We start from the raw sequence: 16,888 nt of genomic DNA on the forward strand, positions 1-16,888 counted from the left end.
CCCGGCCGCCCTCAACCCAGGAGCAAAATGTCGACCGCCGCCCGTACGGCCCACTTCGACCGGAAGCACACGGACGACCTCATCGCCTTCCTGGCGGCCTCCCCCTCCCCGTACCACGCGGTGGAGAGCGCGGCCGAGCGGCTGGAGCGGGTGGGCTTCCGGCGGGTCCGCGAGACGGACGCCTGGGAGGGCGGCAGCGGCGGCCGCTACCTGGTCCGCGGCGGCGCCCTGATCGCCTGGTACGTGCCCGAGGGCGCCGGCCCGGCCACCCCGTACCGGGTGGTCGGCACCCACACCGACTCGCCCAACCTGCGGGTCAAGCCGCTGCCCGACACCGGCGCGGCCGGCTGGCGGCAGGTCGCGGTGGAGATCTACGGCGGCGTCCCGCTCAACACCTGGCTCGACCGCGACCTCGGCCTCTCCGGCCGGCTCGCGCTGCGCGACGGCTCCACCCGCCTGGTGCAGCTCGACGAGCCGCTGCTGCGCGTCCCGCAGCTCGCCATCCACCTCGACCGGCAGGTCAACGAGGGCCTCAAGCTCGACAAGCAGCGCCACCTGACCCCGATCTGGGGCCTCGGCGACACCACCGAGGGCGCCCTGCTGGAGTACGTCGCCGAACGGGCCGGCCTGGCCGCCGCCGACGTCGTCGGCTGGGACTTGATGACCCACGACGTCCAGCCGCCCGCCTACCTCGGCCGGGACCGCGAGCTGCTGGCCGGCCCCCGCCTGGACAACCAGCTCTCGGTGCACGCCGCCACCGCCGCGCTCGCCGCCGTCGCCGAGGCCGGCGGCGAACTCCCGTACATCCCGGTGCTCGCCGCCTTCGACCACGAGGAGACCGGCAGCGAGTCCGACACCGGCGCGCAGAGCCCGCTGCTCGGCAACGTCCTGGAGCGCTCCTGCTACGCGCGCGGCGGCAGCCCCGAGGACCGGGCCCGCGCCCTGGCCGGCACCGTCTGCCTGTCCTCCGACATGGGCCACGCCGTCCACCCCAACTACAGCGAGCGGCACGAGCCCGGCCACCACCCGCTGCCCAACGGCGGCCCCATCCTCAAGGTCAACGTCAACAACCGGTACGCCACCGACGCCGTCGGTCGGGCCGTGTTCACCACCGCCTGCGAGAAGGCCGGCGTCCCGTGGCAGACCTTCGTCTCCAACAACGCGATGCCCTGCGGCACCACGATCGGCCCGATCACCGCGGCCCGGCTCGGCATCACCACCGTCGACTGCGGCATCGCGGCGCTCTCCATGCACTCCGCCCGCGAGCTGTGCGGCGCCGAGGACCCGCACTACCTGGCCAGTGCCATCAAGGCGTTCCTGGAGGGCTGACCCGCCGCCAGGGTGCGGGGCGGGCCCGCACCCTGAGGCCCGGTCAGTCCATTCCGGCCAGGACCAGCGGCAGCCGGCTCGCACCGCCCGCCACCAGCCGCACCGGCACGCCCCAGTCCTGCTGGTGCACGTGGCAGGCCGGGTACTCGATCTCCGGGTCGTCGTCGCAGGACGCCGCCATCGCCGAGACGTGCAGCACGCCCTCGGCCACCGCGTCCGACAGCACCAGCTCGCGGGAGAGCGCGCTGTCCGCGCCCGCGCCCGACACCAGCAGCTCCGGCGGGGTCGCCGAGACCAGCAGCCGGGTCGACGGCCCGTAGCGCTCGTCCAGCTTCTGGCCGGACGGCGCCGAGAACACCACGTCCAGGCGGAACGCGCCCGGGGCGACCTCGGTCGCGGCCCGCTGCGTGCGGTGCGCCACCGCCTCCACCCGGACCGCCTCCTCCGGCAGCCGCAGCCTGGTCAGCCGGTGCCGGGCCGACTCCACCACCACCAGGTCGCCGTCCGCCACCACCGCGCCGGACGGCTCCCGCAGGTCGGTCGCCAGCGTGCTGACCACGCCCGTCGCCGGGTCGAAGCGGCGCAGCGCGTGGTTGTAGGTGTCGCTGATCGCCACCGAGCCGTCCGGCAGCACCGTGACGCCCAACGGGTGCTGCAGCAGGGCCTGTTCGGCCGCGCCGTCCCGGTGCCCGAAGTCGAACAGGCCGGTGCCGACGGCGGTGTGCACCTCGTGCGTCCCGCGGGAGACCCAACGCACCGCTGAGGTCTCCGCATCCGCCACCCAGAGCCGCTCGCCGTCCGCCGAGACCGCCAGCCCCGACGGCTGGGCGAACCAGGCCGCCGCGGCGGGGCCGTCGACCAGGCCCTCGTTGGTGGTGCCGGCCGCGACCCGGACGGTGCCCGCCACCGGGTCGAACGCCCACAGCTGGTGCACGCCCGCCATGGCGATCCACACCTCGCCGTCGAAGAACGCCACGTCCCACGGCGAGGACAGGTCCACCTCGCGGGCCGGGCCGGCCGTCGGCGACCCCTGCCACCACTGCTTCCCGGTGCCCGCCAGCGTGGTCACGCTGCCGTCCGCCAGCCGCACCCCGCGCAGCGCGTGGTTCACGGTGTCCGCCACCACCACGTCGTAGCCCAGGTCGAGGCCCTCCGGCACCAGCGCCAGCCCCTGCGGTTCGCTGAACCGCGGCTCGGCGCCGTCCACCAGCCCGCGCACGCCGTCGCCGATCCGCCGCACCACGCGCTCGCCGTCCTCGGCCAGCTCCACCAGCGAGTGGTGCCCCGAGTCCGCGACCAGGTAGTGCCCGTCCGGCAGCCGCACCGCCTTCCCCGGGAAGCGCAGGTCGCCCGCCACCGGCTCCGGCGGCACGTACGGCCCGTCGCCGCGCCGCAGCGTCCCCTTCGCCGCGTGCTCGGCCTCCAGCTCCTCCACCAGCCGCTCGATCGCGTGCGCGTGCCCCTCACCGGCGTGCTGCGCGACCACGTACCCCTCCGGGTCGATCACCACCAGCGTCGGCCAGGCCCGCACCGCGTACTGCTTCCACGTCACCAGCTCGGGATCGTCCAGCACGGGGTGGTGCACCTCGTACCTCGCCACCGCGTCCACCACCGCCTGGTGATCCGCCTCATGGACGAACTTCGGCGAATGCACCCCGACGATCACCACCGTGTCCCGGTGCTTCTCCTCCAACTCCCGGAGCTCGTCCAGGACATGGAGACAGTTGATGCAGCAGAAGGTCCAGAAGTCTAGTACGACACACTTACCTCGCAGGTCGGCAAGCTTGAGTTCCTTGCCGCCTGTGTTGAGCCATCCACCGGCGCCGACCAGCTCGGGGGCGCGGACACGTGCACGAGAAGCCATGCCCCAATCAAACCTCACGAGCGGTGTCCGCATTCCGGGTGCTCCGGACTGGCCGTGGCCCGGCTGCCCTGTTGGGATGTAGGGCAGCCGGACCGGTCTGGTCAGCTACGACGCGGCACCGGGTTATCCGGGCTGTCGAGCCACACCGCGTGGCTGTCCGCCGTGACCGTGAGTCCGAACCGGTCGAACCCGGGGCGGCCCTGGTCGTCCCACCAGCGCCAGGCCGCCTCGACCTCGTCCCACAGATTCCGCGGGCCGGACTGCACCACCTCGTAGTCGGTCCGGTCGGGTTCCCAATCGGCGGTAGCCCACGAGGTGACGGCCGTGTCGTGCAGCCACAGCGTGTAGGTCCCATCGGGGTATCGCTCCGTCAGCGGGAACGCTCCAGGTACCTGCACGCCGATGGAGAACATCTCCAGCCAGCCGCCGACATCGTCCGGAGACAGGGAGCTTCGGAACCTGGCTCCACCAGCCGGCCATGGGGCGGAGAGGTACGTCAGGCTGTCCGGCCGGGGTGTGCGTTGCTGGCGGAGCCGCATGAACGCGGACGACCCGATGAACCGGCCGGTGGCCGTGCCGTCGTCGCCGACCGTGAGCCGGGCCACGGCTTCCCCGCCGTACTCCGGCCCCCACGGCGCGACGATCACCCCGCCGGGTCGGGACTGCTCCACCCACGCGTACGGCACCCTGCCCACCGAACACGTGGCGATCACCCGATCGTACGGAGCCGCCTTGGCGTAGCCCTCGGCTCCGTCGGCGACCACGAGTGTCGGGGAATACCCAGCCCGCGCGAGTCGGCCTTGGGCGTCCGTGGCGCTGCCCTCGTCCACCTCGACGGTGACGACGTTCGCCGGGCCGACCCGGTGGGCCAGGAGAGCGGCATTCCACCCGGTCCCGGTGCCGATCTCCAGCACCCGGTTGTCCTCCGCCATGTCGAGGGCGTCGAGCATGGAGAACACCATGGTGGGCATGGAGTTGGACGACGTGGGCATGGTCCCCCGGCTGTCGCCGGTGTGGGTACCGTCGTCCCACTGCGTCGTGAGTGGCACATCGGAGTAGACGGCGCTCCACCAGGCCGCCGGGTCGGCTTGGCGGCTCACAGCCTCGCCCTGGCGCACGCCGTCCGCCTGGCCCGGCCAGATCGTGTCAGGGACGAACCAGTGCCGGGGTACGGCGTTGTACGACGCCAACCAGTCAGAGGTGAGAGATCCGTTCGCGATGAGCGCGGAGGCCAGCCGGGCTCGACCGGCCTCCGCTTCGTGCTTGTCGCTCACCGGCTACTTACCGCCAGCCGGGCCCTGGCCGTCGCTGGTGTTGCCACCCTCGTCCGACCCGCCACCACCGTGCTTGTTGCCGCTGCTGGAGTCGTCCTGCTGGCCGCCACCGGTGCCGGAGCCGGAGCCCCCGCCGTGCTTGCCGTCGGCGTACAGAATCCACGCGGGCATGGGTGTCCCTCCGTCGCTGCTTCGGGTCGAGGGGGTTCCTCCGACCCGGTGTGCACCTTGCTGACCCGTCCCGGCTGAATCCTTCCCCAGGCAGCCGGGACGGGGGTCTGTGGTGGCCCAAGAGGGCCGGTTCTGCGCCCACCAGGGCGCCGGGGCCGGTAAGCCGTCGCGCGCACGCCGCTGACCCGCCCAGGGGCCTCCGAGGCCGAACACGGGAACGGCGTACGGGTCAGGCATTGCTGCCGCGGGTGGTCGGCCTTATGCGCCGGGCCTGCTGGTCGAGCTTTCGGCGGAGCTGCATTCGCCTGGCAAGATGCCTGCGATAGGGGCTGAACATCGTTACAGGCCAAGCGAATTGGATGTAGGCGCCCCACATCCACGCAATCGTGTGGCGGGGCTCCGTCGCCAGTGCACGAAGGACACGTCCCAGGACGACGAGACGTGGGGTGCTCACCGCTCGGTCCGCTCCGAAGCGCAGCGCGGAGTACTCGGCCGCATGACGGCGATCAGCTCCGGGCCGTTCGGCAAGGCTTCGATCTCGCTCGGATAGGTCTCCCACTCCTGCCCGCCGCCTCTGGGGCGAAGGTAGACCATGCCGCCTTGGATGCCCATGTAGGTGCCTTCCGCGCCCTTGTGGGCACGGTCCCTGACGACCTCACCGATCTTGGGCTTGTAGATCGTCCGGGTTGCCTTGCGCGGTGCCACTGCCCCCGCTCCTCTCCGCCGACTTGCCACCAAGATCTGGCAGTTACCCGGGACGGTGGAACCTCGTGCAAGGGACACTTCCGAACGTCCCTCGTGGGGTAGAACGTCCCTGACAAAGGTCCGTGATGTGCGGGGAGACAAGCGGGATGCCGAACGAGAGACTGAAAGACGTTATGGCGTCAGGAGGTTGGACGTGCTCAGCCCTGGCTGAGAAAGCCGGCGTGGACACCAAGTCGGTCGAGCGGTGGGCCAACCAGAACCGCACGCCCCGGTTAGGCACAGCCCGTTTGGCTGCCGAAGCCCTCGGAGAAGACATGTTCGCACTGTGGCCGAGCCTGCGGCAGCCGCGCGCCGCACGCGCGATAAGCCCCGAACTGGTCGCCCTGTACGAGCAGCGAGCCGACCTTCCCGTCTCCGTCTTCGTGGACTTGCTTGGAAAGGCCACTGAGCGGATCGACGTGTTGGTCTACGCGGCCGTGTTCCTGCACGAGGCGTATCCCCGGCTGAACGAACTCCTTCGCGAGCGCGCCGCCGAGGGGTGCGCGGTCCGGATCGCCCTTGGTGACGCCGCCAGCGAGAACGTCAAGCAACGAGGAGAGGAGGAGCGGTTCGGGCACGGCATCGAGTCCCGGTGCAGGCTCGCCCTCCTGCACTACCGTCCGCTGCTCGGCACACCAGGCATCGAGATCCGAACACACGGGACCACGCTCTACAACAGCCTCTACCGGGCCGATGACCAACTGCTGGTGAACGCACACGTCTGGGGAGTCAACGCTTTCGGAGCCCCGGTCTGGCACCTGCGGAGGACCGGCGCAGGGACGCTGTTCGACACCTATGCTGCGAGCTTCGATGCAGTGTGGAACACCGCCCTACCGGTGGAGGAGAGCTGATCACGTGGCACGCACCGAGTTCTACGATGACCCCAACGCGCCCAAGCCGAACCGGCTGGTGGTGGCAGCGTCCGCAGTGGTGACCGATGACGACGGGCGCATCCTGCTGCAACGACGCACCGACAACGGTCTGTACGCGCTGCCGGGCGGCACGATGGATCTTGGCGAGTCGCTCCCAGGAACGGCCGTCCGCGAGGTGCGTGAGGAGACCGGCCTCGACGTGGAGATCACGGGACTCGTCGGCACGTACACCGATCCTCGGCACGTGATCGCCTACTCGGACGGCGAGGTACGGCAACAGTTCAACGTCTGCTTCACCGCGCGCATCACCGGCGGAGAACTCCGGATCTCCAACGAGTCGACCGATCTACAGTTCGTGGCGCCGGACGACCTCGGAGAACTGCCCATGCATCACACGCAGCAACTGCGGCTCCGGCATTTCCTTGAACATCGGGCGACTCCGTACCTGGGGTAGGGAACAGACGACAAAGGGCCCCACCCCGGCCACCACAAAGGGCGGACAGGGTGGGGCCGTTGTGGTGCTTGGGCGGATCAGTCCCAGATGTCGGAGTCATCTTCGGATTCGGGCGGGGCGATAGCGACTCGTGCGCTGGGCGATAGCCCCAACTCTCTGATGTAACGGGAGAGCTGTGACCGGTACTGAGTGGCAATAGTGGCAGCGCCATTTTTCACGGTGCCGCGCTCGGCGGTGACCATGAGCCCACGTTCGGACAGGTCCCGCTCGGCCTGGTCGATCCTGGCAACGCAGACGCACAGGTCCTTGACGGTCGTATGGTCGACTTCGCCGAGCCCTGCGGCAACTTCGAGGATGGGAACGATGCGCAGCCACTCCGCGGACGCGACTTTCCTGCACCGGATGTTCGCCTCCTGCGTCTGGGCGGTCGGCGAGTCTTTGAAAATGTCTCGCCAATCAGGTTCCGCGAGGATGGCGCGCGGGACTATCACACCCTCTTTGATTTCGGACTTGGACGGGTTTCCCTCTCGGGCCCGCGCTACTGCCGGCTTGGGCCGGTATCGGTCAGCCATGATCTCCTTTCGTTTTATGGCGGACGCGCCGGACTGCCAAAAATGGCCTCAGCTCCGGCGCGAGTCTTTTCCCTCCCTGCCGGTCAGGGCCAGGAAGGGAGGGAGACACCCCCCTGGGTAAAACCGTAGGTCAGAGGCCCTTTACGGGCTTTGCCTGGTCAGCGGCCCAACCGCCGGGCTGATGCTGCGCGGTCTCACGGCTGTGACACTGCGTACACAGCGGACGGAGCCGCGACCACGTGTCCGGATCGGCGACACCCCGAGCGACCAGCGATCGGCGCGACTCCGGGAAGTGGTCAGCGACAGTCGCCGACCGAGCACACAGCACGCACCACGGATGTGCGTACAGGTAGGCGCGACGGATGCGAGCCCAACGCCGAGCGTCGTACCCGCGCTCTGCCGCACTGCCTCGCTGCTGCTCTGCCTCGCGCTGGTGCTGTGGGCAGCGACCACCACGGGCCGTCAGCTCCGGGCACCCGGGGACCGAGCAGGGTGGGCGGGGTCTGCGTGGCATGGTGCCCTCCATCAGTACGAGAGAAAATTAATCATGGACGAGCGCCAGAAACGTGAGCGATGGTTCAATGAGGGCGCACCACTATTCCGAAAAATGATCGAGGAATCCGGCCTGGCAGACACTCTTCCACCGGGTGACTTTTATATGTGTCCCCTGTGTTGCCGAGCCCTTCCGCGAGAAGCGCTAAATACAAACGCGCGCCCGCATCTTACGGCAGAGGATGTGCCCCCGAAGAGCCTAGGTGGGCAGAAACTTCTACTCACATGCTCCGACTGCAATCATGCATCGGGAACGGAGTTCGATTCGCAGGCCGCTACGCGCAAGGCACTACGGGAGCTTTATTCGGGAAGGAATCCCGGGCGCACCTTTAAGATGGATTTTAAGGCCGGAGAGTCGACAATTCATGGGGTGGCGTCGCACGACGGAGGCAAGCTTGTTCTCCGACCGACGCGGAACAATCCCCCTGTTCTGGATGCCCATACGGCGGCGCTAGATGAAGCTGTGCGGCGAGGCGACCTGTCGTCTCTCGAATTCAATGTCCGACAGAAGCTCGACATCAGAAGGGCGGATCTCTCGCTTGTTCGGGCGGCTTATTTGGCTGCATTTATTTCGCTCGGATGGCACTACATATTCGGCCCAGCCACAGGGCCGATACGAGCTCAGCTTCGATCTCCCGAGGCGGTTATCCTGTCGACCCTGAGCGCGTTCGCGCCACAGTTTTCGGATGACACTCGAAAGATAATGCTAGTCGAAGAGCCGGAATCAATTGAGTCCGTAATGGTTACATTGGGTCCACATGTTGTCTTTCTGCCGGACCCGTGGGGATCGAACTCTTGTGAATCGTTGTCCGATGCGCTGGAGTGCTGGCAGAAGGATGGAATATGGGAGGAGATATCCGGCCGCGGGAAAAGCGTCCCGTGGCCCGCAGGCTCGGCCAATCGGTACCGGCTTGACAAAATTCAGAACGGGGAAGTCTGAGCGTCGAAGTCCTTGCCCGTCTTGAGCCGACGACACGGGCGGCACAGCGGCCACACGTTGTCGTCGGTGTCCTCGCCGCCGAGGGCGAGCGGGGTCCGGTGGTCCACGTCGACCAGCTCGGCGGGGAAGCCCTCGCCGCACAGCCCGCACGCTGCTGAGCCTGTTTGGTCATTCCAGAGCCGGAGGAATGACCGGTGGATTGATCGGTTCGCCGTTTCTGTGCCTCGGCGTCACGTCCACGGCCAGCAGCCGGCCAGAGTTCATCGGGTCGCGCATCGGCTGGACTCCGCGGGGCATCGGTGCACCACCGTTGACTACCGGCAGACCAGTTGGGGAATCGGACCAAACGGGCCGCCCCTTCGCATCCCGAGGGAAATACGGATAGGTCCCGTCCGGGCCGGGGTCGAGCGCGTCAACAGCCATGTCAGTCCGCCGCTTCGATGTAGGCGTTTCGCTGGGCGTCCAGCTCTTCGGCGTAGGCCACACCGAGGGCCGCAGCGGCGTTGTCCACAGCGCTGGTGATGTCCTCGATGATGCGCAGGTCGTACCAACGCTGCTCGGGGACAGTCCGCGCCTCGCCAAGGTGGGCCTGTGCGTTCTGCGCGGCCGTCAGGATCTTCTCGCGCTTGTACCGCTCGGCACGGTGCGCCACGTACGCCTGAAACCACGGCTCGGCAGACAGAAGCTCGATGAACTCCGCGTGCAGTTCATTGGCTCGGTCGGACCTCTCAGCGGCCTGCGCCGTCCACGTCGTGAGGAACGTGCGGTCGTATTCGGCGGCCCTCTCGGCACGACGGGCCTGCTCAGCCTCCTCGGCGGCCACTAGGGCGGCCTCGGCGTCCGCCATCGGACTCGCGAGGCGGTCCGCCTGGGCGCGCAGCTTGGCGAGCTTGTCAGCGGCTCGGGAAACGTCGTTGCTCATGGTCAGACCTCACGATCGGTAGGGGTGGAAACGTTGCGGCCGAGCTGCACGGCGGCAGCCTTCGCGGCCTCGTAGTGGCCGAGCGACAGGTGAGCGACAGCGCCCATCTGGTCGTACTGCTCGGGGCGGTCGCGCTTCATCTCGGCAAGCCGCTCCATGGCAGCGCTGTAGTGGAAAGCGTCTGCGCGAAGACGGAGTCGCTTCGTCTCGCGGTCCTCGTTCGAGTAGTTGAAACTGCTGCGGGTGATCACGATGTTCCTCTGGTTGGCCGCCTCGGCGGCATGAAAAAGCCCCTGCCCGGAACCGGGAGGGGTCGGCTTACGGCGCCTGCTCTCGCTACGCAGCGTCCGCCTTGCGGGCCCAGTAGGCGGCCTGCTGGCACACCGCGCCGCAGTAGAGCCGGGGGCGACCCGTGGCGCGCTGCATGACCGTGTTGGTGCAGCCCTTGCGCTGGCACGGGCCCGCCTCGGTGATGGGCTCCAACAGCCGCGCCGCCTCAGCGGTCAGCCGGTGCGCTTCGCCGGCTGCCGCGCCCTCTCCGGACAGGGCCCTCAGTGTTGCCGCTTCGGCGCTGCGGATCAGATCCAGCGCGCGGGTGTGGTCAGTGTTCATCTCGAAGCCTCCATGGCTGTCGGTGTTTTCGGTGGGACGGTCAATCCCTCGTAAGTGGAGGGCGAGGGGTTCCCACGTAGAGAGGGACGATTCCCCGTTCATCCTGTAGTGGACGGGGAGGGATTCCTTGGGCCCCGAAGTGGAAGAGGGGGACGAATTCCCCTCCCCGGACTTGTAGGGACGGACGATTTCCTCTCCTACCGTTGGGGAGAGCGGGCAGATGGCCCGTATATTGGGGCATTCAGGTAATCTCGGACATGTGATCTGCGTCTCACTCTTGCGGCATGACGGGTAACGGTCGAAGCGGCCCGGCGGACGCTCTGCGTCGTGGCCTCCAAGATTCGGGGGAGGCCAGATGTGCCCCGCAGACGGTACGGCGCAGGCTCACCATGGTGGGGGACCAGAAATTTCCTACTCGCCGCTTCCCTGCCCCTCGCTTGTTAGGGAGAGCAAACCTTCCCTTCATGCACACCCACCACGTCACCCCTGGCGGTCCACCGCACTGCCCCCGGCGCGGTGAGGTGACGTAGTGACGGTTGAGAGCCTGATGTCGGTTCTCTCTAGACATGTCTGAGAGAACCAGAACAAGCCCCAGAACCGTCACCTCGTCACCCCGCCGGGCGCTGTCCTGCGTTGCACGAGAAAGCCCCCGGCAGGCACCCAGGCACGGTGGCCAGTGGGGGCCATGGACGGGCACGGATTGCTACTCCTTGATCTCAGCCCACTTGATGCGGACTCGCTGCTCCGGGATGAAGCGCTTGCCGCGCTGACCCTTGCTGATGAACACGCCGTCTATGGCCAAGGAAAGGCGATCCCGCTTCTGGTCCTGTGTCGCGGCTGTCCAGGCGGGCCGCAGCAACTCGCCGTCCAGCAGCGGAGTGATGTCGACGGCCGGGAGCGGCAGGGCGGTGAGATCGGCGCGCAGGCCGTCGATGCGGCTCTGGAGTCGGGCGGCGAGGCGGTCGTAGCGGTCGAGCGCGCCGGGGCGGTCGAACTCGCCACGGACGTAGCGTGCGTCTTCCAGATCGGCCAACCGGGCTTCCTGGTCAGCGATTTCGTCGGCTATGGCGTCCCGCTTGGCGAAGGTTTCCGGGTCTGCCCGCTTCACCCAACGGTCGGCGATAGCGACCAACATGGGGTCGTCCAACTCCAGAGCAGGAAGCATGGAGAGGAAGCGCTCGGACACGTACTCGTCCACCCGGTCGGCCATGGCGCTGGCGCCGGGGCACTGGTTGCCCGCTCGGCGAGCCATGCACTGGTAGCTGTTGCCGACCTTGTGCATCCGACGACCGCACCCCGGTACGTCGCAGAAGATCAGGCTGGTGAGCAGCGCCGTGCCGGTCGGCTTCGGCATCCGCTTGCCTGCGTGGGTACGGGTCCGGGATTCGAGCTGCCGGATGATTCGCTCGCGCTCGCCGACCGTGACGATCCCTTCGCCGATGTTGACCGTGTCCAGCGTTTCGGGGTCTCGGTAGGGGAACACACGGCTGGTGAACTTCCGGCTGCCGTCCTCGGCTTCGATGGTTTCGGTCTCGGGCATGAGTCCGGCGAAGGCAGGCGACTTGACCAGGTTCATGATGCTCGCGGCGTTCCACTGGCCGCCCCGGGCCGAGGGGATGTCGTACTCGTTGAGCAGCCGGGCGATTTGCACGAGGGACTTGCCGGCCAGCGCGTCATCGGCGATGAGGCGGGCGTAGACGGCCGTCTCGGGGTCGTGCACCAGCTTCTTCGTGGCGGGGTCGACCAGCAGCCCGTACGGAGGCTGTCCGCCGATCCACTGGCCCTGTCGGCGCAGGTGTCGCTTCGCGTGGGCCACGCGGGTACCGAGATTCTTCGACTCGGACCGGGCGAGTTCGGCGAGCATGGCGACGACCATGCGGGCCGAGTCGTTCGAGGTGTCGAGACCGTCCACGACGGAGACCAAACGGCCGCCCGCCTTCTCGATGTCGTCCAGGACCTTGCCGACCTGGCCGATGCCCTTGCGGGACAGGCGGTCCAGCTTCCACACGATCAGCGTCCCGACGACGCCCGCTGTGACGGCGGCAAGGGCGGAGTCGAAGCCTTTGCGCTCAACGTCCTTGAACCCGGAGCGCCCCCGGTCGATGTGAACCTTGCGGACCGTCAGGCCGTTGCGCTCAGCCCATGCGCGGCAGTCGGCTTCCTGCCGTTCGATCGCCGTCTTGCCGTCCCGGTCCAAGGACAGCCGAAGGTACAGGTCACACAGGGTGTGGTGGTGCACGTACGCCCCCTCTGGAGATCCCTACATTGTGTAGGACTTCCAGAAGTCCAGGACGGTGATCTTGCCCCGGAGATCGGCCAGCCTGATCTCCTTGCCGCCGGTGTTGAGCCATCCACCGCTGCCGACCAGTTCGGGGGCGCGGACACGTGCACGAGAAGCCATGCCACCATCCAACCCCATCCCGGGGCGGAGGCATTCCGGGGCGGGACCACGACGGGGGAGGGGCCGGTGCCGGCGGGTATCCCGGTACCGGATCGGCAACGGAACGGTCCGGCAGGGGATGGTTCTGACACGATCACCCACCGTGGAAGAGAAGACGATTCGCCGCTGGGCACTGATGGTTCGGATCCAGCGGATGGTCGGGCTGGCCGTGCTCGTGCCGCTGTACATCCAGGCCGTGCCCGAGCCGGTGCCCGAACTGGCGACCATGGGCGGGTGGCTGGCCGGGACGTTCCTGGCGGGATGGGTGTGGACGGCGTTCCTCGCCCGGCCGGGGAGCCGGTACGGGCTGCGGGTCGGGGGCTGGGCGTTCGGTGCGGGCCGCGTGGTGCGGACCGCGATCGGATCAGGCTCGGTCAAGCAGGTGCGGAGGTTCCCGCTGCCGGTGCTGCGGCCGCTGGACGTGCGCGTCGAACGGCCGCTGACGGCCGGGCGCCTGCTGTCGGCAGCGCTGCTGGTGGTGGGCGCGGACCTCGTGCTCGGACAGGTGCTGGCGCTGGTGGGCGGGGTGTTCGGGCGGGCGATGGCGGTGGCGTGCGCGGTGGCCGCGCTGGAGCCGGTGCTGGTGCTGGCGTGCGTGATCCGCCCGGTGAGCGGACAGGCCACGGGCGCCCGACACGATCCGGTGGCTGAGGAGCAGCAGCGCCAGGTGCTGGCCCTCCTGCAACGGGACGTTCCCGGGGGGCGCCGTGCGCTGGACGCCCTGCCGCCGACACCGGGCACCCGCAGGATCGAACTGACCCTCCTGCTCGCCGAAGGCCGTTACCGGGAACTCGTCGATCGGATCGGAGAGTCGACCGAGGGGGCGGCAGCCGAGGATCTCTCGGTCACACAGTTGCACGCCAGGGGGCTGGCCTACCTCGACGAGCTCGGCGAGGCCACCGAAGCCGACCGTGAGGCGTTCCGGGCGCTGCGCCGCCCGCTGCTCCGCGCCCCGCGCTGGATCCGTGAAGGCAGCGACCTGCCCGCCCTCTACGAACTCGCCGACGGCCGTTCGGGAGCGGCGATCCACGCGGCCCGTGACGCCGCCGCCGTCGGCAGTGCCCCGCTGCGCCGGAGCATGGCGTACGCGACGCTGGCACTGGCCCACCACCGGGCCGGCCGGGCCGGGGAGGCGCGCGCCGCGCTGCAGAAGGCGAAGGAGACCGGGCCGGCCACCGCCCGGCTGGAGTTCCTGGCGGCGCTGCTGGAGGAGCCGGTCAGGCCCGCGACGCGGTGACCAGGTCGACCGCGTCGCGGAGCGGGAGCGGATCGGGCCGGGTCAGTTCGCGGGTCACCAGGATCGCCTGGATGACGCTGGTCCCCCGCTCCACCAGCAGCCGTTGGACGGCCGTCATGCCCGCCGCGGCCAGCAGCGGCCGGCACTCCTCGACCAGCGCGCGCAGGCGGGCGGCGTGCTCCGGCGGCATCGGGGCGTTCTCGAACACGCTCTCCCCTTCGTTCGCGGCAGGCCCGAAACCGGGATGCCTTCCCCGCACCCCCGCACGACAATGGGCCGATGATCGCATACGTACCCGAGGGCGAGGTCGAAATTCCGCCCGCAGTAGCCGAGTTGGCGAACGGACAGGAGGTCGCCGCGGTGTGGCGCAACGAGCTGGGCGGGCTGACGTTCCGGCTCGGCGACGGCCCCGGGCGGCGGTTCGCCAAGTGGGCGCCGCACGGCAGCGGGGCGGACCTCGCCAACGAGGCCGAACGGCTGCGCTGGGCCCGGCCGTTCACCGCCGTCCCCGAGGTGCTGGGGCTGGGCGGCGACGACACCGGCCGCTGGCTGCTGACCGCCGGACTGCCCGGCCGCTCCGCCGTCGAACCCGCCTCGAAGGCCGACCCGGCCACCGCCGTCCGCGCGATCGGGGAGGGGCTGCGGGCCTTCCACGAGGCGCTGCCGGTCGCCGACTGCCCGTACGACCGGTCCGTCGAGCGCCGGACCGCGCGGGCCGTGGAGCTGCGCCGCGACCCCGCCGACTGGCACCCCGACCTGCGCCACCACGGCACCGTGGACCGGGCGCTGGCCGTCCTCGCCGACCCGCCGCCGGTCGACCGGACGGTCGTCTGCCACGGCGACGCCTGCGCCCCCAACACCCTGATCGGCGCGGACGGCCGCTGGTCCGGCCACGTCGACCTGGGCGCGCTCGGCGTCGCCGACCGCTGGGCCGACCTCGCGGTGGCCTCCTGGAGCACGGTCTGGAACTACGGCCCCGGCTGGGAGCGTCCCCTGCTGGAGGCGTACGGCGTCGAACCGGACGGCGAACGCCTGGCGTACTACCGCCTGTTGTGGGACCTCACGTAGTCCCTGGTGGCACCATGTCCGGTGCCGCCCGACGGCGGGCCGGCGAAGAGACGAGGAGTCGGGGTCATGGGTCGGAAGTTCCAGGTCAAGGAGCGCCTGTTCGCGGTCGGCGACGACTACTGGGTCGAGGACGAGCACGGCGACAAGGCGTTCCTGGTGGACGGCAAGGTGCTGCGCATCCGCGACACCTTCGAACTGCAGGACACCGAAGGCAACACCGTCGCCACCATCCGCGAGAAGGTGCTGACCGTCCGCGATGCGATGAAGATCGAGAACGCCGACGGCGACGTGGTGGCGACCGTCCGGAAGAAGCTCTTCACCCCGTTCCACGACAAGTTCCACGTGGAACTGGAGGCCGGCGGCGAGTACGAGATCCACGGCGACCTGATCGACAAGGAGTACGCCGTCAAGTCCGACGGCCACCGGATCGCCGAGGTCTCCCGCAAGTGGTTCGCCATCCGCGACACCTTCGGCGTCGAGGTCGAGGACGGCGTGGACGTCCCGCTGATGATCGCCATCGCGGTCTGCCTGGACCGCCTGGTCGAGCACAACGACTGACCGCTTCCCGCTGCCGCCCGCTCCGGGTGCGCTATGTTGTGCCGATCCCGAGCACGGGGCCACACGGGCACATGGCACAGGGCACACCGGAGAGGGCGGGCGGATGAGCGACATCCTGCACCAGCTGGGCTACGCGGCGGCGTACGGCGCGGTCGGCCTGGTCCTGCTGCTGCTCGGCGTGCTGCTGGTCGACGTGCTGACGCCCGGTCAGCTGCGTCGGCAAATCTGGGTCGAGCGCAACCGCAACGCCGCCGTGGTGCTGAGCTCCGCGCTGCTGTCGATCGGCGCGATCGTGTTCACCGCGGTGATCTCCACCTACCAGGAGTTCGGCAAGGGCCTGGCGGCGGCCGCCGTGTTCGGCCTGTTCGGCCTGCTGCTGATGGCCGTCTCGTTCTGGGTGCTCGACCTGGTGACGCCCGGGAAGCTCGGCGAACTGCTGGTCGACCCCGAGCCGCACCCGGCGGTCTGGGTCACCGCCGCCACCAACCTCGCCGTCGCCGCGATCGTCTCCGCCGCGATCTACTGACGCCTGATCAGCCCGATCAGCCCGCTCGACCCGGCCGCCCCGATCAGCCCGCCGCCAGCCGCTCGGTCAGCCGGGCCTTCGCCGCGGGCCACTCCTCGGCGACCATGGCGAAGTAGACGCTGTCCCGCCAGCTGCCGTCGGGCCGCCGGCGGTGCCGCCGGAAGGTGCCCTCGTACACCGCGCCCAGGCGCCGGATCGCGTTCTGCGAGCGCTCGTTGAGGTGGTCGGTCTTCCAGCAGACCCGACCCATGCCGAGCTCCTCGAAGGCGTGCGTGAGCAGCAGCAGCTTGGACTCGGTGTTCACCGCCGTCCGCCAGGCCGAGCGGGCGTACCAGGTGCCGCCGATCTCCAGCTGCTCCTCGGCGGCGCTGGCCTCGAAGTAGCAGCTCACCCCGATGGCCCGGCCGCTCGCCCGCTCCACCACCGCGAACGGGAAGCAGGCCGGATCGGCCAGCCGCTGGGCGATCACCGCCGCCATGTCCTCCACCGTGCGCGGCAGCGGGACCGGCACCCAGCGCCACACCTCCTCGTCCCCGCCGCCGGCCGCGAACAGGTCGGGCACGTGCGCGGGCGTCAGCGGCTCCAGCCGAACGTGGCGGCCGGTCAGGACGGTGGGAGCGGGCAGCTTCGCGGTCATGCGTCCCACCGTAGGGCCCGATTGCACTAGAAGCAAGGCAATTACGCACTAGTGCAACTGTGTGCGGACGCAGAAGAGGCCCGGCACCCAGGGCGCCGGGCCTCTCCCGCAGCAAC

Annotated in this window: 20 protein-coding genes; 7 read left to right on the forward strand and 13 right to left on the reverse strand. The window is 69.4% G+C overall.

Translation table 11 applies throughout. From position 1 onward, the window contains the following. Positions 1 to 27: 27 nt before the first annotated feature. Positions 28 to 1,329: a M18 family aminopeptidase gene (locus tag ACIOHG_RS27420; protein WP_400954346.1), complete on the forward strand. Its 1,302-nt coding sequence runs from the start codon at positions 28 to 30 to the stop codon at positions 1,327 to 1,329. Between the two features lie 43 nt (positions 1,330 to 1,372). Here the strand turns inward: ACIOHG_RS27420 and ACIOHG_RS27425 are convergent, their stop codons facing one another. From ACIOHG_RS27425 to ACIOHG_RS27440, 4 genes are all read right to left on the reverse strand, one after another. Beyond that, positions 1,373 to 3,193: an NHL domain-containing thioredoxin family protein gene (locus ACIOHG_RS27425; protein WP_400954347.1), complete on the reverse strand. Its 1,821-nt coding sequence runs from the start codon at positions 3,191 to 3,193 to the stop codon at positions 1,373 to 1,375. Between the two features lie 101 nt (positions 3,194 to 3,294). Next, entirely contained in the window at positions 3,295 to 4,467 is a 1,173-nt protein-coding gene (locus tag ACIOHG_RS27430; RefSeq protein WP_400954348.1) for a methyltransferase domain-containing protein, read from the reverse strand. A 3-nt stretch (positions 4,468 to 4,470) separates the two neighbouring features. Then, positions 4,471 to 4,638, reverse strand: a complete 168-nt coding sequence (locus tag ACIOHG_RS27435; RefSeq protein ID WP_167344929.1) for a hypothetical protein — start codon at positions 4,636 to 4,638, stop codon at positions 4,471 to 4,473. 450 nt (positions 4,639 to 5,088) lie between these two features. Further along, a complete protein-coding gene (locus tag ACIOHG_RS27440; protein ID WP_400954349.1) occupies positions 5,089 to 5,343 on the reverse strand; it encodes a hypothetical protein in 255 nt (84 codons plus the stop codon). A gap of 146 nt (positions 5,344 to 5,489) precedes the next feature. On the opposite strand from ACIOHG_RS27440, the gene ACIOHG_RS27445 reads away from it, so the two are divergent. Both ACIOHG_RS27445 and ACIOHG_RS27450 read left to right on the forward strand, forming a co-directional pair. After that, a complete protein-coding gene (locus ACIOHG_RS27445; RefSeq protein WP_400954350.1) occupies positions 5,490 to 6,233 on the forward strand; it encodes an XRE family transcriptional regulator in 744 nt (247 codons plus the stop codon). 4 nt (positions 6,234 to 6,237) lie between these two features. After that, positions 6,238 to 6,708: an NUDIX domain-containing protein gene (locus tag ACIOHG_RS27450; protein ID WP_400954351.1), complete on the forward strand. Its 471-nt coding sequence runs from the start codon at positions 6,238 to 6,240 to the stop codon at positions 6,706 to 6,708. Positions 6,709 to 6,785: 77 nt separating this feature from the next. Here ACIOHG_RS27450 and ACIOHG_RS27455 read toward each other — a convergent pair whose 3' ends face one another. The 7 genes from ACIOHG_RS27455 to ACIOHG_RS27485 form a co-directional block, all read right to left on the reverse strand. Beyond that, positions 6,786 to 7,280: a phage terminase small subunit P27 family gene (locus tag ACIOHG_RS27455; RefSeq protein WP_400954352.1), complete on the reverse strand. Its 495-nt coding sequence runs from the start codon at positions 7,278 to 7,280 to the stop codon at positions 6,786 to 6,788. 1,473 nt (positions 7,281 to 8,753) lie between these two features. Continuing rightward, positions 8,754 to 8,972, reverse strand: coding sequence for an HNH endonuclease (locus ACIOHG_RS27460; protein WP_400954426.1), 219 nt, complete (start codon positions 8,970 to 8,972; stop codon positions 8,754 to 8,756). Between the two features lie 224 nt (positions 8,973 to 9,196). After that, positions 9,197 to 9,694 carry a hypothetical protein gene (locus tag ACIOHG_RS27465; RefSeq protein ID WP_400954353.1) on the reverse strand — a complete coding sequence of 166 codons (498 nt, stop codon included), beginning with the start codon at positions 9,692 to 9,694 and terminating at the stop codon, positions 9,197 to 9,199. Between the two features lie 2 nt (positions 9,695 to 9,696). Next, a complete protein-coding gene (locus ACIOHG_RS27470) occupies positions 9,697 to 9,945 on the reverse strand; it encodes a hypothetical protein (protein WP_400954354.1) in 249 nt (82 codons plus the stop codon). Positions 9,946 to 10,030: 85 nt separating this feature from the next. Beyond that, entirely contained in the window at positions 10,031 to 10,306 is a 276-nt protein-coding gene (locus tag ACIOHG_RS27475) for a hypothetical protein (protein WP_400954355.1), read from the reverse strand. Positions 10,307 to 11,009: 703 nt separating this feature from the next. Beyond that, the gene (locus tag ACIOHG_RS27480; protein WP_400954356.1) at positions 11,010 to 12,545 is read right to left on the reverse strand and encodes a recombinase family protein; all 1,536 of its coding nucleotides are present in this window, start codon (positions 12,543 to 12,545) and stop codon (positions 11,010 to 11,012) included. Between the two features lie 21 nt (positions 12,546 to 12,566). After that, positions 12,567 to 12,707, reverse strand: a complete 141-nt coding sequence (locus ACIOHG_RS27485; protein ID WP_400954431.1) for a hypothetical protein — start codon at positions 12,705 to 12,707, stop codon at positions 12,567 to 12,569. Positions 12,708 to 12,849: 142 nt separating this feature from the next. Here ACIOHG_RS27485 and ACIOHG_RS27490 point away from each other — a divergent pair, with 142 nt between their 5' ends. Beyond that, complete coding sequence (locus tag ACIOHG_RS27490; protein ID WP_400954358.1) at positions 12,850 to 13,983, forward strand: hypothetical protein; 1,134 nt, start codon at positions 12,850 to 12,852, stop codon at positions 13,981 to 13,983. Here ACIOHG_RS27490 and ACIOHG_RS27495 read toward each other — a convergent pair. Further along, on the reverse strand, positions 13,964 to 14,191 hold the full coding sequence (locus tag ACIOHG_RS27495) for a hypothetical protein (protein ID WP_400954360.1): 228 nt from the start codon (positions 14,189 to 14,191) through the stop codon (positions 13,964 to 13,966). The two genes, ACIOHG_RS27490 and ACIOHG_RS27495, sit on opposite strands and share 20 nt — an antisense overlap. Before the next feature lie 71 nt (positions 14,192 to 14,262). Between ACIOHG_RS27495 and ACIOHG_RS27500 the strand changes: the two genes are divergently transcribed. From ACIOHG_RS27500 to ACIOHG_RS27510, 3 genes are all read left to right on the forward strand, one after another. Continuing rightward, complete coding sequence (locus ACIOHG_RS27500; protein WP_400954362.1) at positions 14,263 to 15,051, forward strand: aminoglycoside 3'-phosphotransferase; 789 nt, start codon at positions 14,263 to 14,265, stop codon at positions 15,049 to 15,051. 66 nt (positions 15,052 to 15,117) lie between these two features. Next, positions 15,118 to 15,609 (forward strand): LURP-one-related/scramblase family protein, encoded by a 492-nt coding sequence (locus tag ACIOHG_RS27505; RefSeq protein ID WP_400954364.1) that lies wholly within the window; start codon positions 15,118 to 15,120, stop codon positions 15,607 to 15,609. 103 nt (positions 15,610 to 15,712) lie between these two features. Continuing rightward, positions 15,713 to 16,135: a DUF350 domain-containing protein gene (locus ACIOHG_RS27510; protein ID WP_400954366.1), complete on the forward strand. Its 423-nt coding sequence runs from the start codon at positions 15,713 to 15,715 to the stop codon at positions 16,133 to 16,135. Positions 16,136 to 16,178: 43 nt separating this feature from the next. On the opposite strand, the gene ACIOHG_RS27515 is transcribed toward ACIOHG_RS27510, so the two are convergent. Beyond that, positions 16,179 to 16,772: a GNAT family N-acetyltransferase gene (locus ACIOHG_RS27515; protein ID WP_400954368.1), complete on the reverse strand. Its 594-nt coding sequence runs from the start codon at positions 16,770 to 16,772 to the stop codon at positions 16,179 to 16,181. Between the last annotated feature and the right edge of the window lie 116 nt (positions 16,773 to 16,888).

Source organism: Kitasatospora sp. NPDC088134, from assembly GCF_044741705.1.
Classification (GTDB): Bacteria; Actinomycetota; Actinomycetes; order Streptomycetales; family Streptomycetaceae; genus Kitasatospora.